This is a genomic window from Microbacterium sp. K35 (assembly GCF_004794375.1).
GTDB lineage: Bacteria > Actinomycetota > Actinomycetes > Actinomycetales > Microbacteriaceae > Microbacterium > Microbacterium sufflavum.
In genome coordinates this window covers 13,882-37,926 of the sequence record NZ_SSDM01000364.1, presented here as the reverse complement: position 1 = coordinate 37,926, position 24,045 = coordinate 13,882, and the positions used below count along the sequence as shown (strand labels likewise).

At 70.3% G+C, this 24,045-nt stretch carries 25 protein-coding genes and 1 tRNA gene; 10 read left to right on the top strand and 16 right to left on the bottom strand.

The window, feature by feature from the left end; genetic code table 11:
• The coding region (locus DW299_RS15250) for a nitroreductase family protein (RefSeq protein WP_136037076.1) at positions 1-682 on the bottom strand (682 nt) is incomplete at its 3' end.
• Positions 679-1,083 carry a peptide-methionine (R)-S-oxide reductase MsrB gene (msrB, locus tag DW299_RS15245; RefSeq protein ID WP_136037075.1) on the bottom strand — a complete coding sequence of 135 codons (405 nt, stop codon included), beginning with the start codon at positions 1,081-1,083 and terminating at the stop codon, positions 679-681. The genes msrB and DW299_RS15250, both read right to left, overlap by 4 nt.
• Before the next feature lie 72 nt (positions 1,084-1,155).
• On the opposite strand from msrB, the gene DW299_RS15240 reads away from it, so the two are divergent.
• The 4 genes from DW299_RS15240 to groL all read left to right on the top strand — a co-directional run bounded on the left by DW299_RS15240 (position 1,156) and on the right by groL (position 4,806).
• Positions 1,156-2,148: a DUF2332 domain-containing protein gene (locus DW299_RS15240; protein WP_136037074.1), complete on the top strand. Its 993-nt coding sequence runs from the start codon at positions 1,156-1,158 to the stop codon at positions 2,146-2,148.
• A 9-nt stretch (positions 2,149-2,157) separates the two neighbouring features.
• The gene (locus DW299_RS15235) at positions 2,158-2,415 is read left to right on the top strand and encodes a DUF3263 domain-containing protein (protein ID WP_136031532.1); all 258 of its coding nucleotides are present in this window, start codon (positions 2,158-2,160) and stop codon (positions 2,413-2,415) included.
• Positions 2,416-2,484: 69 nt separating this feature from the next.
• Entirely contained in the window at positions 2,485-3,063 is a 579-nt protein-coding gene (locus DW299_RS15230) for a LytR C-terminal domain-containing protein (protein WP_206252986.1), read from the top strand.
• A gap of 123 nt (positions 3,064-3,186) precedes the next feature.
• On the top strand, positions 3,187-4,806 hold the full coding sequence (gene groL, locus DW299_RS15225) for a chaperonin GroEL (protein ID WP_136037073.1): 1,620 nt from the start codon (positions 3,187-3,189) through the stop codon (positions 4,804-4,806).
• A 74-nt stretch (positions 4,807-4,880) separates the two neighbouring features.
• Here groL and DW299_RS15220 read toward each other — a convergent pair whose 3' ends face one another.
• The 6 genes from DW299_RS15220 to DW299_RS15195 form a co-directional block, all read right to left on the bottom strand.
• Positions 4,881-5,168 carry a WXG100 family type VII secretion target gene (locus tag DW299_RS15220; protein ID WP_136031536.1) on the bottom strand — a complete coding sequence of 96 codons (288 nt, stop codon included), beginning with the start codon at positions 5,166-5,168 and terminating at the stop codon, positions 4,881-4,883.
• Positions 5,169-5,307: 139 nt separating this feature from the next.
• A complete protein-coding gene (locus DW299_RS15215; RefSeq protein WP_136031538.1) occupies positions 5,308-6,999 on the bottom strand; it encodes a sensor histidine kinase in 1,692 nt (563 codons plus the stop codon).
• Between the two features lie 55 nt (positions 7,000-7,054).
• The gene (locus DW299_RS15210; protein WP_136031539.1) at positions 7,055-7,747 is read right to left on the bottom strand and encodes a response regulator transcription factor; all 693 of its coding nucleotides are present in this window, start codon (positions 7,745-7,747) and stop codon (positions 7,055-7,057) included.
• 72 nt (positions 7,748-7,819) lie between these two features.
• Complete coding sequence (locus DW299_RS15205; protein WP_136037072.1) at positions 7,820-9,466, bottom strand: DNA repair helicase XPB; 1,647 nt, start codon at positions 9,464-9,466, stop codon at positions 7,820-7,822.
• A gap of 37 nt (positions 9,467-9,503) precedes the next feature.
• Positions 9,504-11,213, bottom strand: a complete 1,710-nt coding sequence (locus tag DW299_RS15200) for a helicase-associated domain-containing protein (RefSeq protein ID WP_136037071.1) — start codon at positions 11,211-11,213, stop codon at positions 9,504-9,506.
• Between the two features lie 10 nt (positions 11,214-11,223).
• Positions 11,224-11,499: a multidrug ABC transporter ATPase gene (locus DW299_RS15195; RefSeq protein WP_136031545.1), complete on the bottom strand. Its 276-nt coding sequence runs from the start codon at positions 11,497-11,499 to the stop codon at positions 11,224-11,226.
• A 116-nt stretch (positions 11,500-11,615) separates the two neighbouring features.
• Between DW299_RS15195 and DW299_RS15190 the strand changes: the two genes are divergently transcribed.
• Positions 11,616-11,996, top strand: a complete 381-nt coding sequence (locus DW299_RS15190) for a cold-shock protein (protein ID WP_136031547.1) — start codon at positions 11,616-11,618, stop codon at positions 11,994-11,996.
• A complete protein-coding gene (locus DW299_RS15185) occupies positions 11,980-12,669 on the top strand; it encodes a DUF3027 domain-containing protein (protein ID WP_136037070.1) in 690 nt (229 codons plus the stop codon). Before DW299_RS15190 ends, DW299_RS15185 begins: the two co-directional genes overlap by 17 nt.
• A gap of 10 nt (positions 12,670-12,679) precedes the next feature.
• Here the strand turns inward: DW299_RS15185 and serC are convergent, their stop codons facing one another.
• Positions 12,680-13,792 (bottom strand): phosphoserine transaminase, encoded by a 1,113-nt coding sequence (serC, locus tag DW299_RS15180; protein ID WP_136037069.1) that lies wholly within the window; start codon positions 13,790-13,792, stop codon positions 12,680-12,682.
• A gap of 101 nt (positions 13,793-13,893) precedes the next feature.
• Between serC and DW299_RS15175 the strand changes: the two genes are divergently transcribed.
• The 4 genes from DW299_RS15175 to DW299_RS15160 all read left to right on the top strand — a co-directional run bounded on the left by DW299_RS15175 (position 13,894) and on the right by DW299_RS15160 (position 16,623).
• Positions 13,894-14,595, top strand: coding sequence for an iron-dependent transcriptional repressor DtxR (locus tag DW299_RS15175; RefSeq protein ID WP_136031553.1), 702 nt, complete (start codon positions 13,894-13,896; stop codon positions 14,593-14,595).
• A gap of 368 nt (positions 14,596-14,963) precedes the next feature.
• The gene (locus tag DW299_RS15170) at positions 14,964-15,698 is read left to right on the top strand and encodes a M23 family metallopeptidase (protein WP_240744570.1); all 735 of its coding nucleotides are present in this window, start codon (positions 14,964-14,966) and stop codon (positions 15,696-15,698) included.
• 305 nt (positions 15,699-16,003) lie between these two features.
• Positions 16,004-16,501, top strand: coding sequence for an HNH endonuclease (locus DW299_RS15165; protein ID WP_136031557.1), 498 nt, complete (start codon positions 16,004-16,006; stop codon positions 16,499-16,501).
• Positions 16,502-16,549: 48 nt separating this feature from the next.
• A tRNA-Arg gene (locus DW299_RS15160) sits at positions 16,550-16,623 on the top strand.
• A 20-nt stretch (positions 16,624-16,643) separates the two neighbouring features.
• Here the strand turns inward: DW299_RS15160 and DW299_RS15155 are convergent.
• From DW299_RS15155 to DW299_RS15125, 7 genes are read right to left on the bottom strand one after another with little or no spacing between them, the layout of a single operon-like run.
• Positions 16,644-18,830 carry an MMPL family transporter gene (locus DW299_RS15155; RefSeq protein WP_136031559.1) on the bottom strand — a complete coding sequence of 729 codons (2,187 nt, stop codon included), beginning with the start codon at positions 18,828-18,830 and terminating at the stop codon, positions 16,644-16,646.
• Positions 18,831-18,876: 46 nt separating this feature from the next.
• The gene (locus tag DW299_RS15150; RefSeq protein WP_136031561.1) at positions 18,877-19,770 is read right to left on the bottom strand and encodes a prenyltransferase; all 894 of its coding nucleotides are present in this window, start codon (positions 19,768-19,770) and stop codon (positions 18,877-18,879) included.
• Complete coding sequence (locus DW299_RS15145; RefSeq protein ID WP_136031563.1) at positions 19,767-20,126, bottom strand: lycopene cyclase domain-containing protein; 360 nt, start codon at positions 20,124-20,126, stop codon at positions 19,767-19,769. Before DW299_RS15145 ends, DW299_RS15150 begins: the two co-directional genes overlap by 4 nt.
• Complete coding sequence (locus DW299_RS15140; RefSeq protein ID WP_136037078.1) at positions 20,123-20,425, bottom strand: lycopene cyclase domain-containing protein; 303 nt, start codon at positions 20,423-20,425, stop codon at positions 20,123-20,125. The genes DW299_RS15145 and DW299_RS15140 overlap by 4 nt, the downstream gene beginning before the upstream one ends.
• A gap of 44 nt (positions 20,426-20,469) precedes the next feature.
• Complete coding sequence (gene crtI, locus DW299_RS15135; RefSeq protein WP_136031565.1) at positions 20,470-22,059, bottom strand: phytoene desaturase family protein; 1,590 nt, start codon at positions 22,057-22,059, stop codon at positions 20,470-20,472.
• A complete protein-coding gene (locus DW299_RS15130; RefSeq protein ID WP_136031568.1) occupies positions 22,056-22,964 on the bottom strand; it encodes a phytoene/squalene synthase family protein in 909 nt (302 codons plus the stop codon). The genes crtI and DW299_RS15130 overlap by 4 nt, the downstream gene beginning before the upstream one ends.
• Positions 22,961-24,043: a polyprenyl synthetase family protein gene (locus tag DW299_RS15125; RefSeq protein ID WP_136037068.1), complete on the bottom strand. Its 1,083-nt coding sequence runs from the start codon at positions 24,041-24,043 to the stop codon at positions 22,961-22,963. The genes DW299_RS15130 and DW299_RS15125 overlap by 4 nt, the downstream gene beginning before the upstream one ends.
• Positions 24,044-24,045 lie beyond the last annotated feature (2 nt).

Here is a 24,045-nt window from a genome sequence, read left to right as displayed (position 1 = left end):
TCTTCGCCTTCTTGGCGGCCTTCTTCGCCTTCTTCTTCGCCTTCTTGGCGGCCTTCTTCTCCGCGTTCGCCTCGGCCTTCTTCTCCGCGTTCGCCTCGGCCTTCTTCTCGTTCTCGGCGGGCTCGGCGGCGGCGACGGCCGGTTGGGTCGAGGGGAGACGCGTCAGCAGTCTGCGCGCGTCGACGGCCTTGCGTCGGCCCGGCGACTTCCCCGGCGGTTTGTCGCCGACGTACAGCCAGCCCAGCAGCTCCTCGTCGTCGGCGAGGCCGTGCATCGCCGCGACCGGCTGCGACCGCGTGTAATGTCCGGTGCGCCAGATCACACCCCACCCTGCTTCGTCCAGCAGGAGGCTGAGCACGTGGGCGACGCCGGAGGCGACGGCCTCCTGCTCCCACCGCGGCACCTTCTCGCTCGGTTGGTAGCTGGCCACCACCGCGATCAGCAGGGGGGCGCGCAGCGGCTTCGTCGAGGGGGAGTCGTCGCCCTGCGCCTGGGCGATCGCTGCTCCGAGGGCCTCTCGATCGGCGCCGCGCAGCTCGATCAGCCGCCACGGTCGCAGCGAGGAGTGATCGGCGACGCGTCCGGCCGCGGCCACCAGGGTCAGCAGTTCTTCCCGCCCGGGCGCAGTGTCTCCGACCTTCGACCAGGACTGTCGTGCGCGGACGGCGTCGAGCGCGCTCACGACTCGTCTGGCGTGAAGTTCAGCGCGATCGAGTTCATGCAGTAGCGGTCGCCCGTGGGAGTGCCGAAGCCGTCGGGGAACACGTGCCCGAGGTGCGAGCCGCACGTCGCGCAGCGGACCTCGGTGCGCACCATGCCCAGGCTGTCGTCCTCCAGGAGCTCAACGGCGTCGGGCCGGATCGACTCGTAGAAGCTGGGCCACCCGCACCCGGAGTCGAACTTGGTGCCGCTCTTGAACAGCTCGGCGCCGCACGCTCCGCACGTGTACAGGCCGGCGCGCTCCTCGTCGAGCAGTTCTCCGGTCCAGGCGCGCTCGGTCGCGGCCTGGCGCAGCACCGCGTACTGCTCTTCGCCGAGCTCCTTGCGCCACTCGTCTTCGGTCTTGTCCACGCTGTACGACATTGCGTCCTCCTCGGGTCCTCTCCATTCTCCACGCTGCGGCGGTGTCTCGGCGCTGCGCGTCAGAATGGACGCATGACCGACCCGATCCGGGAGCGCTATGCCCGCTTCGCGCGCGACGAGGCCCCCGGGCGCAGCCCCCTGTACGGGGAGTGGGCGGCCGGCGTCAGCGATGACGAGCAGCTGCGCGATGTGCTACGTGGCATCCCGGAGACGCACCGCCAGCCACCGCTGGTGTTCGCGGTGTCCCGGCTGCTGGGCGCCCCGCTCGAGGACTACGCGGCGTGGCGCGCCTTCGTCCTGGCGCACGCCGACGTGCTCGTGGCCGAGTGCGCGGCGCGGTCCCTGCAGACGAACGAGCCGCTGCGGCTGGCGGCGCTGCTCCCGGTCCTCTCCGAGATCGAGGGGCCGATCGCGCTTCTCGAGCTCGGTGCATCGGCCGGTCTCTGCCTGTACCCAGACCGGTACTCGTATCGCTACGTGACGGCCGAGGGCTCCGAACGGCTCGCCGTCGACCCGCACGACGGTCCCTCCCCGGTCGTGCTGCAGAGTCGGGTGACGGGGACGATGCCGAGTGTTCGCCTGCCCGAGGTCGTGTGGCGGGGCGGCATCGATCTCGCACCGCTCGATGCCGCGGACGACGGAGACCGGCGGTGGCTGCGCGGGCTCGTGTGGCCGGGGGAGTCCGGGCGCGAGCGCCGCATCGAGGCCGCGCTCGACATCGCTGCAGCCGATCCACCGCTGCTGCTCGCCGGCGACGCGGCCGAGAGGCTCGAGGAGCTCCTGGCGATGGTGCCCGTGGGTGCCACCCCCGTCGTCACGACGCCCGGGGTGCTCGTCCACATCCCCCGCCGTGCGCGCGAGGCTCTCGTCGCGCAGATCCAGGGGCTGCCGGCGCGATGGATCACGATCGACCCACCCGGACTGCTCGACGTGTGGCGGCCGTCCGTGGACGCGACGACATGGTCCGGCTTCGTGGTCGCGCTCGACGGCAGGGTGCGGGCGGCGGCCGACCCGCTCGGGCGATGGTGGGAGTGGCGCGCGGGCGATGGCGTCACCGCGTCCTAACCTGGAGCCATGCTCGGAGACCTCACGGAACGCGACCGCGCGATCCTCGCCCTCGAAGCCGCCTGGCCGCGGCATGGCGGCATGAAGGAAGAGGTCATCCGCAGCACCCTCGGCATGAGCGCGGCGCGCTACTACCAGCTGCTCGGACGACTCATCGACTCCGAGGCGGCCCTGGCGTTCGACCCGGTCCTGGTGCGGCGGCTGCGACGGCTCCGCGACACCCGGGGCACCCGACGGGCGGCGCGCATGCCCGGCTTCGTCGGCTGACGGACCCGCTTCGCTCCGCTCGCTGGCCTCCGTCGCGGATTGCCAGCATCGTGCCGCTAGCATCGAGGGGTGTCCAAGCCCTCCCGTGACCGATTCGATGACGTTCCCCGCGCCTCCGGACGCGTCGGGGCCCACCGCGCGGAGGCTCCGGGCATGAACGGCTGGGTGGTCCTGCTGTGGTCCTTCGTGGCTGCGCTCGTCCTGATCATCGCCGGGATCTTCGGTTCGCTGGTCGTCATGGGGCGCATCGAGCTGTTCCCCGAGGCAGGCCCCAGCGCGGTGCCGACACCGGAGGAGACGGGTGTGATCGACCCGAGCTACTCGGTCATGATCCTCAACGCGACCCCTGATTCCGGCCTCGACGACCAGATGCGTGACACTCTCATCAATGCCGGCTGGCCGGCGGGAATCGTGTTCGCCACGGACAGCGCGAGCGACGACTTCGCCACGACGACCATCTACTACGTCGACGACGCGGACGAGCAGGCGGCCGTGGGTCTCGCCGGGGTGATCGGCGGCGCTGCGGTGAAGCAGGACGACTTCTACGCCGATCTGAACGAGACGGGCGGCAAGCAGCTCACCGTCGTGATCGGCCTCGATCGCTCAGCGTCGGCGCCGGAGCAGTCCGAGGAGACTCCCGCTCCCTGACGCCCCTCCACAGGCGGGCGACGCGGCTTGCACTCGATGGTGTCGAGTGCCAGAATGGCGTTAGCACTCTCTCACTCTGAGTGCTAAACCCACCGTCTACGTCCAGGAGGGACGACAAAACTCATGGCAAAGATCATCGCCTTCGATGAGGAGGCCCGCCGCGGCCTCGAGCGTGGCCTCAACATCCTCGCCGACGCGGTCAAGGTGACCCTCGGCCCGCGTGGTCGCAACGTCGTGCTCGAGAAGAAGTGGGGCGCCCCCACGATCACGAACGACGGTGTCTCCATCGCCAAGGAGATCGAGCTGGACGACCCGTACGAGAAGATCGGCGCGGAGCTCGTCAAGGAGGTCGCCAAGAAGACCGACGACGTCGCCGGTGACGGCACGACGACCGCCACGGTGCTCGCCCAGGCCCTGGTCCGCGAGGGTCTGCGCAACGTCGCGGCCGGCGCCGACCCCATCTCCCTCAAGCGCGGCATCGAGAAGGCCGTCGCCGCCATCACCGAGGAGCTGCTGAGCAGCGCGAAGGAGATCGACTCCAAGGAGCAGATCGCCGCGACCGCGTCCATCTCGGCGGCAGACCCGGCCATCGGTGAGCTGATCGCCGAGGCGATCGACAAGGTCGGCAAGGAGGGTGTGGTCACCGTCGAGGAGTCGCAGACCTTCGGCACCGAGCTCGAGCTCACCGAGGGCATGCGCTTCGACAAGGGCTACCTGAACCCGTACTTCGTCACGGACCCGGAGCGCCAGGAGGCCGTGTTCGAGGACCCGTACATCCTCATCGCCAACCAGAAGGTCTCGAACATCAAGGACCTCCTGCCCATCGTCGACAAGGTGATCCAGGACGGCAAGGAGCTCGTCATCATCGCCGAGGACGTCGAGGGCGAGGCTCTGGCGACGCTCGTGCTGAACAAGCTCAAGGGCATCTTCAAGTCGGTCGCCGTCAAGGCTCCCGGCTTCGGCGACCGTCGCAAGGCGCAGCTGCAGGACATCGCGATCCTCACCGGCGGCCAGGTCATCACCGAAGAGGTGGGCCTGAAGCTCGAGAACGCGACGCTCGACCTGCTGGGTCGTGCCCGCAAGGTCATCGTCACCAAGGACGAGACCACGATCGTCGAGGGTGCCGGCGAGGCCGACCAGATCGAGGGTCGCGTCACGCAGATCCGTCGCGAGATCGAGAACACCGACAGCGACTACGACCGCGAGAAGCTGCAGGAGCGCCTGGCGAAGCTCGCCGGTGGCGTGGCCGTCATCAAGGCGGGCGCTGCAACCGAGGTCGAGCTCAAGGAGCGCAAGCACCGCATCGAGGACGCCGTGCGCAACGCGAAGGCGGCCGTCGAGGAGGGCATCGTCCCCGGTGGTGGCGTCGCGCTCATCCAGTCCGGCACCAAGGCGCTCGACGCCCTGTCCCTCGAGGGTGACGAGGCGACCGGTGCGAACATCGTCCGCGTGGCGATCGAGGCTCCGCTCAAGCAGATCGCCCTCAACGCCGGTCTCGAGCCGGGTGTCGTCGCCAACAAGGTCTCCGAGCTCCCCGCGGGCCAGGGCCTCAACGCCGCCAGCGGCGAGTACGGCGACATGTTCGCACAGGGCATCATCGACCCGGCGAAGGTCACGCGCTCCGCGCTGCAGAACGCCGCGTCGATCGCCGGCCTGTTCCTGACGACGGAGGCCGTCGTCGCCGACAAGCCGGAGAAGGCTGCCGCTCCCGTGGGTGACCCCTCGGGTGGCATGGACTTCTGATCCCGCTGCATCCACAGAAAGCCCCCGGCTCCGGCCGGGGGCTTTCTGGTGTTCACGGGAAGTGAAGCCGACGCTCAGCGGAACATGCTCGCCGAGTACTGGTCGGCGTCGGCGTACTGCGTCGCGACGGAGCCGAGCGATGTGCCGATACCGTCGAGCACCTGCTCGACGTGGAGCTGCGCGCCCTGCCACTGCTCGGCACACCCCTGGAACGCATTGGACGCGGTTCCCACCCACGACGACTGCAACTGCCTGAGCTGCGCCATGAGCGTCGATGACTCGGCACGGAGACGCTCGATGGTCGCGCGGGTGGAGGCGTGCGCGGCGTGCATGGCATCGGTGTCGACGGTGAATACGGTCATGAGGAACTCCTTCATCTCGGAGCTTCCGACGGTAGGTGAGGCCACGTCGATGGAGCGGACGGGAGGCGGGTCACCCCTGCGTCCTGGGGACACCTCGTCCGCTCACGACTCCGTGCAGAGCCAGCGCCGCGCGTCGCAGTCAGGGCAGGTCGAGCGGGTCGAGCGGTTGCGTGTCTTCGAGCAGGTGGGCCGGCGTGGCCTGGGCTGGTGCCAGGGGCAGCGTGACCGTGAAGGTCGCCCCGCCCCCCGGGCTCTCGGAGACCGCGATGTCGCCGTTGAGCGCCTTCAGGATGGAGGCCACGATCGCCAGGCCCAGCCCAGATCCGCCGGTCTCCCTCGCCCGCGAAGTGTCCGCTCGCCAGAACCGCTCGAAGATCTGCTCCCGGATCTGCGGCGGCACGCCTTCTCCGTGATCGACGATGGCGATACTCGCCGTTCCCGCCAGGCGATCCGAGTCCACGACGATCTCGATGGGGCTGTCGGCGGGGGAGAAGCGCCGCGCGTTGCCCAAGAGGTTGGTCACGACCTGGCGCACCTTGTTCTCCTCGCCGAGCACGATCGGCGGTGTCCGCACGGGAATGTCCTGCACCTCGCTGAAGTCGATGGCCGGCGGCTCCTCGTTCTGCTTGGCGCGGCGGCGCAGCCGAGACAGCGGTGCGAGCGGCCGCACGCGCGGGGTCGTGCGCTCGGGCTCAATCGGGACGATCGGCGTGCGCACCGGCGCCGTGGGGACGTTCTCCAGCGTCCGGTCGATCACCGAGACCACCCGGCCGGGTGCTGCCGCCCGTACGTCGAGCGCCGCGTCGCGCGCGATCGGCCGGAGGTCGAGCGGCTCGATCGTGGGCTCGCGCTCCTCATCGAGCCGAGCCAGCGCCAGCAGGTCTTCCACCAGCACCCCCATCCGGATCGCTTCCTTCTCGATGCGCTCCATGGCCCTGGCGGTGTCCTCTTCGCCCGTGATCGCGCCCATGCGATAGAGCTCGGCGTAGCCGCGGACACTCACGAGCGGGGTGCGCAGCTCGTGGCTCGCGTCGCCGATGAAGCGTCGCATGTGCTGCACGGTCCGGTCGCGCTGCGCGAGGGAGCGATCGACGCGGTCGAGCATCGTGTTGATCGCGGCATTGAGGCGGCCCACCTCGGTGGTCGGTTCCAGGTCGGTGAGGCGCTGTCGGAAGTCGCCCGCCGCGATCGACATGGCGGTCTGCTCGACCTGCCCCAGCCGCCGGAACGTCAGCGTCACCAGGCCGCGCGTGAGCAATGCGGCGACGAAGATCGTGATCAGCGCGATCGTGATGTAGATGCCGAAGTACTGGCTGATGATGCGATCGGCCTCGGCCAACGGCAGAGCGACCATCTGGATGCTGAGCGGCGTGCCCTCCTGCTGCACCAGGGCGACGGCCCCGTGGTAGACGCTGCCGTTGTCCCCCTCGAGCGCGAGCACCTTGTCCTCGTTCGCCTGTGCCTCCGAGAGCGAGTACTCCGCGGGGAAGAAGGGGGCACGACCCGACGCGCTGGGGGCCGTGGCGCGCAGCGCGCCCTCCGCGTCGTACACCGCGAAAGAGAAGTCGCGGGGCTTCTCGTCGCGGGGCGTGTAGGTCGTGACGCCGTCGATCGTCGTGGTGTCGAAGTAGCGCTCGATCAGATCGCTCGTGACGAGGGCAGGAAGTTGCGCGTTGATGTTCTCCACGAGCGCGTTGCGCAGCAGCGGAACCGTGCCGATCCCGGCCACCAGCAGACCGAGCGCGAGCACAGCGACCGTGACGCCGGTGACCTTGGCGCGGAGGCTGATCCGCCGCCACCACGTGGTCACCGCATCCGGCTCGTGCGCCATGCGGCCCTCCCTGCTGTGGCGATCCCGCCGTCGAGGGCGGTTCCGTGCGTGGTCGTCAGACCGTCTTGCCGACCTTGAGCATGTAGCCGAAGCCGCGCTTCGTCTGGATCAGCGACTCCTCCGTGTGCGGGTCGATCTTTCGACGCAGGTAGGAGATGTAGCTCTCGACGATGCCGGCATCGCCGTTGAAGTCGTACTCCCAGACGTGGTCGAGGATCTGAGCCTTCGAGAGCACCCGGTTGGGGTTGAGCATCAGGTAGCGCAGGAGCTTGAACTCGGTCGGGCTCAGCTCGATCGGCTCCTTGCCGACGTAGACGTCGTGGGTGTCCTGATCCATCGACAGCTCGCCGGCGCGGATGATCGACTCCTCGTCGGCCTGCATGGTGCGACGGAGGATGGCCTGGGCGCGGGCGACGATCTCGTCGAGGCTGAACGGCTTGGTGACATAGTCGTCGCCGCCGGCGTTGAGGCCTTCGATCTTGTCGTCCGTGCCGTCCTTGGCGGTGAGGAACAGGATGGGAGCGGTGAAGCCGGCGCCGCGGAGGCGCTTGGTCACGCTGAAGCCGTTCATGTCCGGCAGCATGACGTCCAGGATGATGAGGTCCGGCTCCTCCTCGAGGACGGCCGAGATCGTGGCGGCGCCGTTGGCGACCGTCTTCACCTGGAACCCGGCGAAGCTGAGACCCGTGGAGAGCAGGTCGCGGATGTTGGGCTCGTCGTCGACGACCAGGATGCGCGCAGCAGTCATGTCCCCATTATGGTGACTTCGGCCATGCGGTTGCTGATTACCTTCGGAGCGCCGGAAGCCGCGCCGCCGAGGCTAGGCGGCCGCGGCGATCGCGTCCGCGTCCATGATCGTGTAGCTGTAGCCCTGCTCGGCGAGGAACCGCTGGCGGTTCTGCGCATAGTCCTGGTCGATCGTGTCCCGAGCGACGAGCGTGTAGAAGCTCGCCGTGTGTCCGGACTGCTTGGGACGCAGGAGCCGTCCGAGCCGCTGGGCCTCCTCCTGCCGTGAGCCGAACGAGCCGGACACCTGGATGGCGACCGAGGCCTCGGGCAGGTCGATGGAGAAGTTCGCCACCTTCGACACCACGAGAAGTGAGATGTCGCCCTCGCGGAAGGCGCGGTACAGCTCCTCGCGCTCCTCGACCGGCGTCGATCCGGTGATCTGCGGTGCGTTCAGCGCATCGGACAGCGAGTCGAGCTGATCGAGGTACTGGCCGATCACGAGGATCTGCTCTCCCTCGTGCTTCGCGATCAGCTCGCGGACGGCGTCGATCTTGGCGGGCGCCGACGCGGCGAGGCGGTAGCGTTCGTCATCGGTCGCCGCGGCGTACTCCAGCCGGTCGCTCGGCGGAAGGTCCACGCGCACCTCGTAGCAGACGGCCGGGGAGATGAACCCTTGCGCCTCGATCTGCTTCCAGGGAGCGTCGAAGCGCTTCGGCCCGATCAGGCTGAAGACGTCGCCCTCGCGGCCGTCCTCACGGACGAGCGTCGCGGTCAGGCCGATGCGGCGGCGGGCCTGGAGGTCGGCGGTCAGCTTGAACACCGGCGCGGGCAGGAGGTGGACCTCGTCGTACACGATGAGGCCCCAGTCCAAGGCGTCGAGCAGCGCCAGGTGCGCGTACTCGCCCTTCCGCTTGGCGGTGAGGATCTGGTAGGTCGCGATGGTGACCGGCTTGACCTCCTTCGACTGCCCCGAGTACTCGCCGATCTCCTCCGGTGTGAGGCTGGTGCGCTTGAGCAGCTCGTCGCGCCACTGTCGCGCCGAGACCGTGTTGGTCACGAGGATCAGCGTCGTCGTCTTCGTCGCGGCCATGGCTCCGGCCCCGACGATCGTCTTGCCCGCGCCGCAGGGGAGGACCACGACGCCGGAGCCGTCCTTCGCGAAGGCGTCGACCGCGTCCTGCTGGTACGGGCGGATGTGCCAGCCGTCCTCGGCGAGCTCGATCTCATGCGGAGTGCCGGGCGTGTAGCCCGCGAGGTCCTCCGCGGGCCAGCCGATCTTCAGCAGCTCCTGCTTGATCTGTCCGCGGGCCCACGCGTCGACCACGAAGGTCTCGGGAGTCGGGTGGCCGATCAGCAGCGGCTGGATGCGCTTGTTGTTCGCGACCTGCGCCAGCACGGCGGGATCGGTCGACCGCAGGATCAGCACGCCCTCGTTGTCGCGCTCGATGACGAGCCGCCCGTAGCGGTTGACGGTCTCGCGCAGGTCGACGGCGACCGACGGGGGCACCGGGAAACGCGACCAGCGGTCGAGTGTCTCCAGCATGTCTTCTGCCGTGTGCCCTGCGGCTCGCGCGTTCCACAGTCCCAGGCGGGTGATGCGGTACGTGTGGATGTGCTCCGGCGCGCGTTCCAGCTCGGCGAAGATCGCGAGCTCGTGTCGGGCGCTCTCGGCATCGGCGTGGGCGACCTCGAGCAGCACGGTGCGGTCGCTCTGGACGATCAGGGGGCCATCAGACATAGCTGCCCAGTCTACCGGCCGTCCGGAGGGCAGGGCCTCACGGGGCCACGACGGTCGCCGCGCGGATGCTCGACACCGGGAGCGTGCGCTCGACGTCGGCGGCCCTGTCGCGGCCGCGCAGCCGTCCGCCGCCGATACCCGTGGCCTCCAGGAGCAGGTCCCGCGTGGATCCGTCCGGCATGCCGACCGTCACACGCAGGACGGCCTTGGCTCGCACCGCGGCTTCGAGCTCCCGGTCGAGCCAGGCGGCATCGGCGTCCGGACCCTGGCGATCGCGCAGCCGGGCGATCAGCGTGTCGTAGTCGTCAGCGGGGTCGTGTCCGTCGGCCGGGGGAGCGGCGGGGTGGCGGTCGCGCACGACGATCGCTCCGTCCTCGTCGACGAGGCTCGCGGGGTAGCGGGCGTCCGTCAGCGCCCAGTACACGGTGTCCTGTGCCACTCGCGTGGTGAGCGAGCCCACGTGGGCTGTGAGCGCGAGCGGTCGGAGCGCCTGATCGACCGCGAGGGCTTCCAACACGTGCGGGTCGCTGCTCTCGATCCGGGTGCGCCCCGTCTCGCCGTCGACCGACACCCGGATGAGGCCGTGCCGCTGGGCGGTCTGCGCCACCAGGTAGCCCAGCGGCTGGGGTATTCCGGTGAGGGAGATCGCGCCGAGGAAGTCGAGGATGGAGTGTTCGCTCTCCCCGGTGGCGAAGGCGTGGGCCACCGACTCGGCGGTGAACCGGTAGGAGGAGGCCTGTGCAGCGGACTCCCGGACGGCGATCGTGCGCAGTCGCACGTCGAGCGCGGGCTGCAGCGGACCGGGAGCGATGGCCGTGAGGTCGTTCTGGAGGAAGATGCGGTCGACCTCCGCCGGGAGCTGTGCGACGAGGGTGCGGGCGTCGGCGGGCTCTCCGCGTCGGAGCGGCGCGGCCCAGGGGGGCTCGGTGCCGTCGTCGGCGATCAGACCGATCAGCCGGGCCGATTCCGTGAGCTCAGCGGCGTGTTCCGTCCAGGCGGCGTCCCAGGGGTGCGCGAGCGGCCACTGCGACACCGGGATCCACCCGGCAGTCGCCGGGCGAAGACCGCGCGGCAGGGAGTCGCGGAAGGCGGTCGCGAGGAGCGTCCAGCGGGCGGCGACGGAAGAGCGCAGCCACTCCTCGGCGAGCGCGGTCGTGCGCAGCCGACGGTCGACCGGGGCCGCCAGCCGGGCACGGACGGCGAGTCCGGAGAGCAGGTCGATGCCCTCGGTGGGCAGCCCGGCCTCGGCGAGCTGTCGCTTCTCGCCGGCGCTCACCGCTCCGCCGAGCAGGAGGGCGAAGGGCCGCTCCCTGGCGATGAGGAGGAGGTCGGCGAGGCGCGCGACCGTGGTGAAGGCGCGCTCGGCGGCGTGAGCGGACGTGGCCTCGGAGGACGGCGCGGGGGGAGTGGCGTCGATCGGCGTCGGCCGCGCGCGGCCTTCGACAAGCAGGTCCACGGGCGGCTGCGGTGTCCCGTCGGCGCGCAGGAGGGCGAGGGCGACCAGTCGCTCGCGGCCCTCGCCCGGCCGCTCACCGGCGACGGCATCCACGAGGGACGCGGCCTCCGCGGCGGTGAGTGCCGGGAGGACTCGGCTCAGGGAGGACGGTTCCAGCAGGGCCTCGGCCGCATCGAAGAAGTCCTGCCACGTCGCGTCGGGGCGTACGCCGCGGGCGGCGAACAGCTCCCGGAGCTCGGCATCGCTCGCTGCGGCCAGGCGGTCGGCCAGTGGTCGTGCGTGCGTGCTCATCGGCGGGGGCTCAGCGACGCGATTGCGCGCGACCCTTCCGGACGAAGCTCATGATCAGCAGGGTGATGATCAGCACGAACGCGAGTGGCAGCCCCCAGTAGGGGATCGCGGCGACGACCGGCCACGCGCCTTCACCGAACGCGGCGCGGTCCATGCCCGTGGCGGTGCCGATGATGATCGCGAAGAAGCACACCACGGAGGCGGCGGCGATCCCGAGTGCGGTGAACGCCAGGATGCGATCGATCCGGCGGATGGGGACCTCCGGTCCGGGGCTCTGCGTGCTCATCCGCTCCAGACTACTCGCCCCGGCGCGGTCGGTTCCGTTCGCCCCGCGACCGGTAGGCTGGACGCACGCGCACGAGCGCGCTCTGTTCTGCTTTTCGATACCAGCGAGGTTCACCCATGCCCACCGGCAAGGTCAGGTTCTACGACGAAGACAAGGGTTTCGGCTTCATCGCCAGCGATGACGGCCAGGACGTCTTCCTGCACGCCTCCGCGATGCCGGCCGGCACCGCGATCAAGGCGGGTGCGCGCGTGGAGTTCGGCGTCGCCGATGGCAAGCGCGGCCTGCAGGCGCTGTCCGTGCGGGTGCTCGAGGCCCCGCCCAGCCTGGCGAAGGCCAAGCGCAAGCCCGCCGACGACATGGCGATCATCATCGAAGACCTGGTGAAGCTGCTCGACGGCATCGGCGGCGATCTGCGTCGCGGGCGCTACCCGTCCTCCGGTCACGGCCGCAAGATCGCAGCCGTTCTGCGCAAGGTCGCTGATGACCTCGAAGCCTGAGGCTGACGCCCGCCTCGTCGAAGCCCACGATCTCGCGCTCGCAGCGCTGCGCGAGTTCACTCCCGCGTCCACCATCGGGCCGGCCGCCGGATACATCGCAGAGGAAGACGGATCGGTCTCGCTGCGCTTCGAGAACCGGCTGGCCGGATATCCGGGGTGGTACTGGACCGTGACGGTGGCCCGCGTCGACGACGAAGAGCCCACGGTGCTGGAGGCCGAGCTCCTGCCGGGCGACGGCGCACTCCTCGCGCCCGAATGGGTGCCCTGGGCCGAGCGCCTGGCGGAGTATCGCGCGCACCAGGCCGAGCTCGCCGACGCGGCTGCGGCGGCAACGGACGGCGATGACGGCGACCGGACAGACGGAGCCGCGGACGTCGAACTCGACGATGTCCTGGACGACGAGCTCGACGAGGATGACGACGAGGCGTCCGACATCCTTCACGCCGGCGACCTCGACGGCGTCGACATCGACGAGCTCGACGACTCCGCATCCGACGACGCGGAGGACGACGACGCGGATGTCGACGACGACGCCGAAGACGACGCCGCCGAAGACGAAGACGACGCCGAAGACGACGACGCCGAAGACGAAGACGAAGACGCCGACGACGCCGAAGACGACGACGCCGACGTCCGCGGTGCGGACGCCGGCGAGGTCGACGAGGAGGAGTGAGTCCCGGCGCTCAGCCGCCGAGGTTCTCCAGCACGTAGTCGATCGAGCGCGTGAGCTGACGGATGTCGTCGGGCTCGATGGAGACGAACGTCGCGACGCGCAGCTGATTGCGTCCGAGCTTGCGGTACGGCTCGGTGTCGACGATGCCGTTGGCGCGCAGCGTCTTCGCGATCGCTGCCGCGTCGATGCTGTCGTCGAAGTCGATCGTCGCGACGACCGGCGAGCGGTGTGCCGGGTCGGACACGAACGGCGTCGCCACGGTGGAGGCCTCGGCCCAGTCGTACAGCACGGAGGACGACTCCGCGGTGCGCGCCGCAGCCCAGGCGAGGCCGCCGTTGTCGAGGATCCACTGCAGCTGGCTGTCGAGCAGGTGCAGCGTGGTCAGCGCCGGGGTGTTGAGGGTCTGGTTGAGTCGGGAGTTGTCGACCGCCTGCTTGAGGCTGAGGAACTCGGGGATGTAGCGGCCCGAAGCGGCGATGCGCTCGATGCGGTCGACCGCGGCGGGCGAGACGGCCGCGAACCACAGTCCGCCGTCCGACCCGAGGTTCTTCTGCGGGGCGAAGTAGTACACATCGGCCTGCGCGACGTCGAAGTCGATGCCGCCCGCCGCGCTCGTCGCATCGATCACGGTCAGGGCCCCGTCGGCGTCGACGCGCGACACCGGAGCGCTCACGCCGGTCGAGGTCTCGTTGTGCGGCCACGCGTACACGTCGATCCCGTCGACGAATGCGGCCTGCGTGCGGGACCCCGGCTCCGCTCTGCGCACGTCGGGGGCCTCGAGCCACGGGGCCCCGGCGGCGGCGGCGAACTTGCCGCCGAACTCGCCGAACACGAGGTTCTGGCTACGGCGCTCGATGAGGCCGAACGCCGCGGCATCCCAGAACGCGGTGGAGCCGCCGTTGCCGAGCAGGATCTCGTATCCGTCCGGGATGCGGAACAGCGCGGCGAGCCGCTCGCGCACGCTGCCGACGAGGTTCTTCACGGGCGCCTGACGATGCGAGGTGCCGAGGATCGACGAGCCGGAGGAGAGCAGCGCCTCCAGCTGTGCGGGCCGCACCTTCGAGGGGCCGCAGCCGAAGCGCCCGTCAGCGGGCAGGAGGTCACCGGGAATCTCGATCGCCATGGGTCGATTCTAGGGGGAGCGCACGGGGCCGCCCCGCCCGCGGTCGATCCGATGTCCCCGCGGGAATGTAGGCTTGCCTAAGAACTTCGGAGGGCCCGCACATGACCGATCTGATCGACACCACGGAGATGTATCTCCGCACCATCCTCGAACTCGAGGAGGAGAACATCGTGCCGCTGCGCGCGCGCATCTCCGAGCGGCTCGGCCACTCCGGACCGACCGTGTCGCAGACGGTCGGGCGGATGGAGCGCGACGGGCTCGTCGTGGTCTCCGAGGATCGTACGCTCGAGCTCACCGACGCCGGTCGCCGCAAGGCGGTCGACGTGATGCGCAAGCACCGTCTCGCCGAGCGACTGCTGTCGGATGTGATCGGACTCGACTGGGCGTTCGTGCACGAAGAGGCCTGCCGCTGGGAGCACGTGATGAGCGAGCAGGTGGAGCGCCGCCTCGTCGAGCTGCTCGGGCATCCCACGGAGTCGCCCTACGGCAATCCGATCCCCGGTCTGGATCAGCTCGGCGACCTCCCGGCCCGCACGTTCGATGAGGGCGTCGTCGGTCTGGTGCAGCGTCTGAACGCGGCGGGCGAGCCCGTCGAGGGCACGGTGCGTCGTCTGGCCGAGCCCGCGCAGGTCGACCCCGAGCTGCTGGAGCAGCTGCGCGATGCGGGCGTCGTACCGGGGGCGCGCGGTGACTTCCGGTTCAACGAGGGCTACGTCCTCATCCAGATGGACGGCAAGGACGAGGGGCTCGAGCTTCCCGTCGAGCTCGCGTCGCACATCTTCCTGGTGGGCGAACCGGCCTGATCGCGCCGCAGAATCGCGGTTCGTCGCGCACCGTCTCGGGGCGTCGGACGGCCTCACCGAGGATTGCCAGTTTCCCAGGGTGACATGATCGTTATCTTCCGGTAACCTCGGTCAGGTCCTCAGCGAAGAAGCCCGTTGGGGATGGACCGCGAAGATACGCCTTCAGGCTCATCGCCTTCTCGGCACGGATGACTCTCGTACCCGATTCCCCATCCGCGCCATCGAGGAGAGCGCCGATGAGCCAGCACACCCGAGGTGCGAAGGCCCAGGAGGACCACGTTTTGGCCGCAGACATCGAACCGACCGAGAAGACACCTGAAGATCGAGTTCCGGCTCGCCGCACCCCACCGAAGGTGACGGCGCGAAAGGTGGTCAAGCCTCTCCGGTCGGTGGCGATCTTCGGTGCCGTCGGTGCACTGGTCGCCGCCGTCGCGCTTCCCGCCTACGCCGCGTCCAAGCCGGCCGACGCCGCCACCACGACGGTGCAGCAGCTCGCCGCGGTCGACGCGCAGTCGCTGGTCGTCGCTTCCGAGGCGACCTCCGCTCCTGTCGTGCGCGGCACCTTCAGCGCGACGACTCCCGACGAGATCGCGAAGAAGAAGGCCGAGGAGGCCGCTGCCGCTCGCGCCGCGGCCGCCGCCACCGCTGCGGCTTCGTCGTCGGGCGGTCGCTTCAACACGGCCGGCTACGCGCTCACCGCGCCGGGCTCCGGCGAGGTGCGCTATCCGCTGCCGCTCGGCTCGTGGCACGTCAGCCGCACCATCGGCGGCGGTCACAACGGCATTGACATGCTCGCACCCGCGGGCACCCCGATCTACGCGGCTGCGGCCGGCGTCGTCCGGGCTTCGGCCGAGAACATCGGCGGCTACGGCGTGTGCGTCATGCTCGACAGCGTCATCGGCGGCCAGCGCGTGCAGACCACGTACGGCCACATGCTCTACGGCTCGCGTCAGGTGCAGGCCGGCCAGAGCGTCGCGGCCGGTCAGCTCATCGGCTACGTCGGCAGCACGGGACGTTCGACCGCGAACCACCTGCACTTCGAGGTGTGGATCAACGGCGGCCTGGTGGAGCCGGGCAACTGGCTCTCGATCAACGCCGGCTGACGGACACACCTCCGATCGTTCACCCGCTGTTGCGCCCTGCCCCCTGTGGGATGGGTTAGCCTGAACCCGTCGTCGAACAGGCGGGAGAGGCTGATGGAGCGAATACCGACCATCCGAACCATGGATGTCCTCGGTCGTCACGTCCTTCAGCATCGCCCGCAGGGATGCCGCGGTCCGGCCGCGCGCGAAAGGCGCTGTCTTTAGACAGCGCCTTTTTTCGTCCCTGCGTGCACTCCACCACCTGTGCGATGCCGTGTGAGTCGAGAGTGCCGGGAAGCCGTCCCGGCGGATCGAGAGGATGACGAATGCGCACACTGGTCCTGAACGCCGGGTACGAGCCGCTGGCGATCGTGTCGTTCAAGCGAGCACTGGTCCTGGTCATGAATGAGAAAGCGACCGTGATCGAGCGCGTCGAAGACGACCCCGTCTGGGGGACGCACGGTGTCTACGACCGGCCAGCCGTGATCATCCTGTCCCGCTACGTGCGGGTGCCGACCGGGCGACGTGTTCCGGTCACCCGGCGCGGGGTGCTCCGCCGCGACGACCACCGCTGCGGCTACTGCGGCAAGTCGGCATCGACCATCGACCACGTCCTGCCCCGGTCGCGCGGGGGAGCGGACTCGTGGGAGAACCTCGTCGCGTGCTGCCTGCGGTGCAACAACCTCAAGAGCAATCGCACGCCGCAGGAGATGCGGTGGCAGCTGCGGTTCACGCCGCGCCCACCCCACGGCACCGCCTGGACGGTGCGGGGGTCCGAGCGGAGCGACCCGCGGTGGGAGCCGTACCTCGCCCTCGCGGCCTGACCCTGAGCGGCCGAGGGCGCGCATCCCGGTCCCGTAGACTGGGTGCGCGCCCTCGTAGCTCAGCAGGATAGAGCAGCCCTCTCCTAAAGGGCAGGTCGCAGGTTCGAATCCTGTCGAGGGCACCCTTCCCGCGATCCCGTCGTCACGGCTTCCCGCGGCGCCACAGCGCGGACGGCCACCAGATGGCCTTCCCGATGTCGTACGTGAGAGCGGGCACGAGCAGCGAGCGCACGACGAACGTGTCGAGCAGGACGCCGAACGCGACGATGAACGCGAGCTGCACGAGGAACAGGATCGGGATCACCGAGAGGGCGGCGAACGTCGCAGCGAGCACGAGGCCGGCAGAGGTGATGACGCCCCCGGTGATCGAGAGCCCGCGCAGGATGCCCTCGCGTGTTCCGTGCTGCTTCGACTCCTCGCGCACGCGGGTCATCAGGAAGATGTTGTAGTCGATGCCCAGGGCCACGAGGAAGACGAAGCCGTAGAGCGGGACGGCCGGGTCGGCGCCGGGGAACGCGAAGATCCCGTTGAACACGAGCGCGGACACGCCGAGCGCGGTTCCGAACGACAGCACCGTGGTCAGGATCAGCAGCACCGGGGCGAGGATCGACCGGAGCAGCAGCATCAGGATCAGCATGATCACGAGCAGGATCACCGGGATGATGAGGTTGCGGTCGTGGATCGAGGCATCGTTCGTGTCGACCGATGTCGCCGTGACGCCGCCCACGATCGCACCGAGGTCGTCGAGCTCGACGCGCAGCTCCCGCACCGTCGCGGCAGCCTCGGCGGAGTCCGCTGCGTCGGTCAGGGTCCCCTGCAGCAGCACCTGACCGTCCACGACCGTGGGATCCGGCGCGGGGGTTCCCGGAGGGCCGACCGCCGTGATCCCGTCCTCGTCGATCGGCGCGGAGCCGCTCGGGGAGTCGGCGGCGGTCACCGTGACCCCGTCGATCCCGTCGTTGGACAGGAGCACGTCCGCCGCGTCTTGCATGCGCTCCTCGTCGACCACGACCGACACCGGGCTGCCCGACCCGCCGGGGAAGTGCTCGCCCAGCGCGACCTGCCCGTCGCGCGCCTCAGAGGCTCCGAGCACGAGGTCGGACTGCGGCACTCCCACCGCGTCGAGCTGGGTGACTCCGGCGGCTCCGGCCAGGAGCACGAGCGTCGTCACGATCCAGATCACCCGGGGGCGCTTCTTCACCGCGCCGGCGAGGCGAGCCCACAGCCCGGTGGTGCGCATGCCGTGCTCCTCCGCGACGACCTCGGGCTCGAAACGGGGCCGGCGGGGCCAGAACACCGCGCGCCCGAAGAGCAGCAGCAACGACGGGAGCAGTGTGAGCGCCGACAGCATCGCGAACACGATGCCGATCGCGGCGACCGGCCCCAGCGTGCTGTTCGACTTCAGGTCGCTGAGCAGCAGGCACAGCAGTCCGGCGATCACGGTGCCGCCTGACGCGACGATCGGCTCGACCGAGCCCTTCCACGCGGCCCGCAGCGCGACGCCCTTGTCCTGCGCGACGCGCAGCTCTTCACGGAAGCGGGCGACGAGGAGCAGCGCATAGTCGGTCGCGGCGCCGATCACGAGGATGAACAGGATGCCCTGGGTCTGTCCGCTCAGCAGCAGGATCTCCCACTTCGCCAGCCACCACACCACCAGGAGCGCGACGCACAGCGCGAACAGACTCGTGGACAGCACGACGAGGGGCAGCAGGAACGACCGGTAGACCAGGACGAGGATCACGAGGACCGCCAGCAGCGCCACCCCGAGCAGGAGGCCGTCGATCCCCGAGAAGCCGGCGACCAGGTCGGCGCTGAAACCGGCCGGTCCGGTGATGTAGACCGTGACCTCGTCGGGGACCGCCGCGCGCAACTCCTCGCCGAGCGCCGTGGTGGTATCGGCGAGTTCCGCGTCGCCCTCGATCGGGATGAACGCCTGCACGGCCTTCCCGTCGTCGGAGGGGAGCGCGGGCGAGACGTCGTCCGCGACGCCCTCGACCGACGGAGCGTCGGCGACCGCATCGCTGATCGCGTCGAGCTCGGTCTGCGTCAGCTCCTGGTCCGAGGTGAACACCGCGATGGCCGGGATCGCGTCGCTGTCGTTGAACTCACCCAGGAGCTGTTGCACGGTGGTCGCGTCGGCCGATTCGGGCAGGTACGTGGTCTGGTCGTTCGAGGAGACCTCGTCGACCTTGCCGAACAGGGGGCCACCGAACGACGCCCCGGCCAGCCACACCAGGATCAGCAGGACCGGGAGGAAGACCCGCAGCCACGAGTGGCGACGGACGCGCTCTCGGGACGGCGGGGTCGGCGTTTCGGCGGGGCGGGACATCGGGTTCCTTTCGGGAGGAGGTGGGTTCGTCGCGGGGGCGTCGGAGTCAGGAGACCCAGGCGAGGATGAGGATCATCGTGGCGAGGAAGCCGGCGATGTAGTTGAGGGCGATGAAGCGGCGCCAGGCGCGGTTGGTCCTGCCGGAGGTGTCATCGGTGACGTTCCACCACGGTGCGGCGTTCACGATGTAGGGCACGGCGAGTACCGCCGCGAGGGGGCCGGGCCAGGGCGTGAGGAGCATCGCAACCCCCGCCACCGCCCAGAGGCCGATCGCGAGGCGCACGGTGGCTCGGGCACCGATCACGGTGGCGATGGACGAGATGCCGCCCTCGCGGTCCGGCCCCACGTCCTGCACGGCGCCGAACGCGTGCGCCGCCATGCCCCACAGGAAGAACGCGCCGAGCGTGACCACGGTCGCCGCCGAGACCGGAGCTCCCGCGAGGGCGAGGCCGACGATGGCCGGGCTGACGAAGTGGGTGCTCGACGTGATCGAGTCGAGGAACGGCCGTTCCTTGAAGCGCAGCACCGGCGCGGAGTAGGCGATCACCGCGAACACGCTCACCGCGAGCCACCACCACGACGCAGGGTTGCCGACCGCGAACAGGTAGACGAGGAACGGCACGTTGGTCGCGGCAGCGGCCCACAGGGTGGCGCGGTGGATGCGCGGCGACAGCAGTGCTCCCTCGATCCCGCCCTTGCGCGGGTTCGCCAGGTCGGACGCGTAGTCGAACACGTCGTTGATGCCGTACATCGCCAGGTTGTAGGGGATGAGGAAGTACAGCGTGCCGATGACGAACGTGGGGTCGATCTCGCGCGTGCTGAGCAGGTAGGCGGCGGCGAACGGGAAGGCGGTGTTGATCCAGCTGATGGGCCGCGACGACAGGAGGATCTGCGCGATGTCGTGTCCGACTCCCGTGCGCGGCACGGACGCCCGGCTCATGCGCGCTCCTCCCGTTCGGTGGCGGCTGCGGTCGCCGCGGCCGAGGTCCCCCTACGGGAACGTCGCGCCCGCAGGGCGGTCCACACGGCGGGCAGCAGCAGCACCGCGGCGACCGGATAGGCGAAGTCCTCCAGCGGAGCGAGACCGATGTGTACGCCGACGAGATGTGCGGGGGAGTAGTGGAAGAGCCCGGTCGCGATCATGACGGTGTCGAACACGGCCGTGAGCGCCAGGAGGGTCAGGGCGGTGGCGGTCAGAGCGCCCGCGTGGGGACCGCGCCGGGCCACGAGCGCGGCGACGAGGCCGCCCGTTGCGGCGACGGCCAGGAACACGGCGGACAGCTGCAGATACGTCATCGGGCGACCTCCGCGCGGGGCGACCGTGCGCGGAGGCGCTCCATGATCCGCACGGCACCGCCGTACAGGACCATGGTGCACACGACCAGGAACACCAGGAAGACCGGCTCCTCGATCGGCAGCTCCGGGGCGAGGACGATGCCCGTCGCGATCACCGCATCACCGCGGAAGAAGATCCCGGCGGCGATGCCCGCCACGTCCCAGACGAGGAAGAACGCGACCCCGAGCACCGTCACGACGGCCGCGGCGAACACGTCGCGCCAGAAGAACAGGCGGAAGCGCCAGTCCAGCAGCAGCATGCACCCGAGCGACACCAGCAGGGCGCCGAGGTAGATCGCGCCGGTCACGGCCGGGCCGTCCGTTCCGAGGGCGCCGGCTCCGGGAGGGGACCGGGCGAGTGGTCGCCGCGGATGCGCTTGAGCACCAGCTCCGCGCTGATCAGGCACATCGGCACGCCGACCCCGGGCGCCGTCGTGGCGCCCGCGTAGTACAGCCCGCGGACTCGGCGCGACGCGTTCTGCGCGCGGAACATCGCGCTCTGCGACAGGGTGTGCGCCGGGCCCAGCATTCCGCCGCGCCAGGAGTGGTAGTCGTCGTGGAAGTCGGCAGGTCCCACGGTCTCGCGCACCACGATGCGTTCGCGCAGGTCCGGGATCCCCGCCCACGAGGAGATCATGTCGATCGCGGCGTCGGCGGCCGCTTCGATCTGCGGCGAGCCGGATCCGTCCGATCCGCCATGGCCGAGGTCGACATCGGCGGGCACCGGGACGAGGACGAAGAGGTTCTCGTGGTCGGGGGGCGCGACGTCGGCGTCGGTCGCGCTCGGGCGGCACACGTACGTCGATGCCGGTGCGGGGATCTGCGGGGTGCGCCCGAAGATCGCGTCGAAGTTCGCGTCCCAGTCGTCGGTGAAGAACAGGGAGTGGTGCGGCAGCTGCGGCAGCGATCCCCGTACCCCGAGCATGACCAGCACCCCGCCGGGCCCGCTTGTCCGCCGCGCCCACCACGACTCGGGGTACGACTGCAGCGACGGCGGCAGCAGCGCGGTCTCCGTGTGGTGCAGGTCGGCGCCGGACACCACGATGTCCGCCTCTTCCACGTGCTGGTCTCCGCTGGGGTCCGTCCACCCCACGCCCCACACGTGCGTCCCGGCGCTGTCGTCCCGCGTGAGGATGCCGGTGACCTCGGCTCCCGTCACGATGCGGACGCCCGAGTCCTCGGCCAGGGCCGCGATCCGCTCGACCACGCGCCAGAATCCGCCCTGCGGGTACAGCACGCCCTGATCGAGGTCGAGCGCGCTCATGAGGTGGTACATCGCGGGGGCGCTGCGCGGATCGGTGCCGAGGAAGACCGCCGGGTAGCCCAGGATCTGCCGGAGCACGGGGTGGCGAAAGCGCCGGGCGGCGAACGACTGGAGTCGGGTTCCCAGGAGGGAGAACAGGCGGGGGAGGGCGCGCAGCACTTCCGGGGCCGCGAGGGAGCGCGTGCGGGTGAACGGGTTGTAGAGGAAGTAGCGCTGCGCCATGGTGCCCGCGTGGTACGCCGAGTCGAGGTAGCGGTCGAGCGTGGCAGCGGAGCCCGGCTCGAGGTCGTCGAACAGTCGTCGGACGGCATCGCGGCCCGCGGGAACGGTGACAGCGCCCTCCGCCGACTCCGGTGCGCGGAAGACACGGTACCCGGGGTCGAGCAGCGTCAGGTCGAGCTGCTCCTCGGTGCTGGTGCCCATCATCCGGAAGAAGTGGTCGAACACCTCCGGCATCAGGTACCACGAGGGGCCGGAGTCGAAGCGGAAGCCCTCGCGTTCGAGCGTTCCGGCGCGTCCGCCCACCCGGTCGTTGCGCTCCAGCACCACGACCTCGTGCCCGTCGCGGGCGAGGAGCCCCGCGGTCGCGAGCCCCGCGACACCGGCACCGATCACGACGACGCGGCTCATCGGTCACGCTCCCACGCGGTGGTCGCGACGGCCCGTGCCGCGAGCAGCGCCTTCACCGGGTCCGGCACGCGCACACGGCGGCGGTAGAGCTCGGCGGCGGGGGTCTTCGCGACGCGGCGGGTGAGTGCGGCGAACAGCGCCAGCGCGCTGCGGACGGCCGCCCTCGCGTCCTTCGGCAGGAGGGGGATCGCGGCGCGGGCGTCGGCCAGCTGGCGTTCGACCGTGGCGACCCAGGCGTCGCGGTCGGCGTCCGTGAGCCGTTCGGTGCCACCGAGGTAGCCGCGCTGGAGGCGGTCGGTGTCGTCGGCGAGGTCGCGCAGGAAGTTGACGTTCTGGAACGCGGCTCCGAGCCGCCGGGCTCCCCGGTGCAGGATCTCCCGCTCCTCCGGGGTGCGGTCGGCATCGCGGAGGAACACCTGCAGGCACATGAGCCCGACGACCTCGGCCGAGCCGTAGACGTAGGCGGCGTGGGCGTCCGCGTCGTAGGCGGTGAACCCGGCGTCGCGGGAGATGTCGGCACGCATGGAGTCGAAGAACGGCCCCGTCAGGTCCTCGCCGATGGCGCACTCCCTCGCGGTGCGGGCGAACGCGTGCAGGATCAAGTCGCTGCTGTACCCGGTGCGCATCGAGCGGTGGGTCTCGGCGATGTACGAGTCCAGTGCCGCGGCCTGCGCCGAGGCGTCCAGCCCCGCCTCGGCCGCGACCCCGTCCACGATCTCGTCGGCGATACGCACCATGGCGTAGATGTTGCGCACGTGCTGGCGATGCCGCGTGCCGAGAAGCCGGGTGGCGAGACCGAACGAGGTGGAGTAGGTGCGGATGACGTCGGTGGTGGCGATCTCGGCGGTGCGACTGAAGCGGCGCAGGGCGGCGGGATCCGGGCGTTCGACGGGGCGGGGGCTCATCGGCGGCGGCCCTCGATGCGGTCGGCGATCGCCAGCATCGTGCGCCCGGCCGCGGGGCTGAGCGTGCCGGACTCCTCCGCCTCGGCGAGCACGGTCGACACGGCGGTGAGCTGCTCCTGCACGAGTCCGCGGACGAAGCGCTCGGCGCCGCACTCGCGCAGACGGTCGCGGATGTCGCCGGCGTCGGACGCGCTGAGGTCGGCCATGCCGAAGCGCAGCTCGATGCTCGGCCAGTGGCTCGTCATGCGCGCGTACGCGATGATCGCGGTCTCCTTGCCCTCTCGGAGGTCGGAGAAGGCGTCCTTGCCGTGTGCGTGCGGGTCGCCGAACACCGAGAGGAGGTCGTCCTGCAGCTGGTACGCCAGTCCGAGGTGGGTGCCGATCTGGGTGAGCTGCTCCTCGGCTTCCGCGCTGGCTCCGGCGAGGACGGCAGCGGCGCGCAGCGGCAGCACGAAAGAATAGGTCGCGGTCTTGGACGCGCTCGTGGCGAGGATGGTCCGCAGGTCGGGCGTGACGATGCCATCGCTGAGGGCGACGTCGGCGTGCTCACCCGCGACGGTCTCGAACACGGTGGTGTCGAGCAGGGCCAGCAGCCGCTCGCGGCCGTCGGCGCTCACCTCGGCGCGGGCGAAGCCGAGCACCGCGGTCGACAGGAGCAGATCGCCGAGGAGGATCGCGCTCGCGCGTCCCCAGTGCAGGGCGGCGGCCGCGGTCTCGTCGGGGCGCCGCGCCACGAGGGAGCCGATGAGGTTGGGCCGCCCGCGCCGCGTGAGGTCGCCGTCGATCACGTCGTCGTGCAGCAGGAACGCGAAGTGCAACAGCTCGACGTGCGCGGCCACGTCGATCGCGCCCTCGGTCTCGCGTCGGGTGGGCACGGTCGTCGCCAGCGCGGGGAAGAGCTCCATCAGCATGAGCGGACGCAGGAGCTTGCCGCCGAGGGCGTGCTGGGCGGCCTCGTTCCAGAGCGCGGCGAACTCGGCCCCGTGATGCTCGGCGGCCACGGCGCGCTCGGCGAAGCGCCGCCGCAGGACCTCCTCGATCCGAGTACCGAGGTCTTCGTGCGTGATGGTCGTGCTCATGG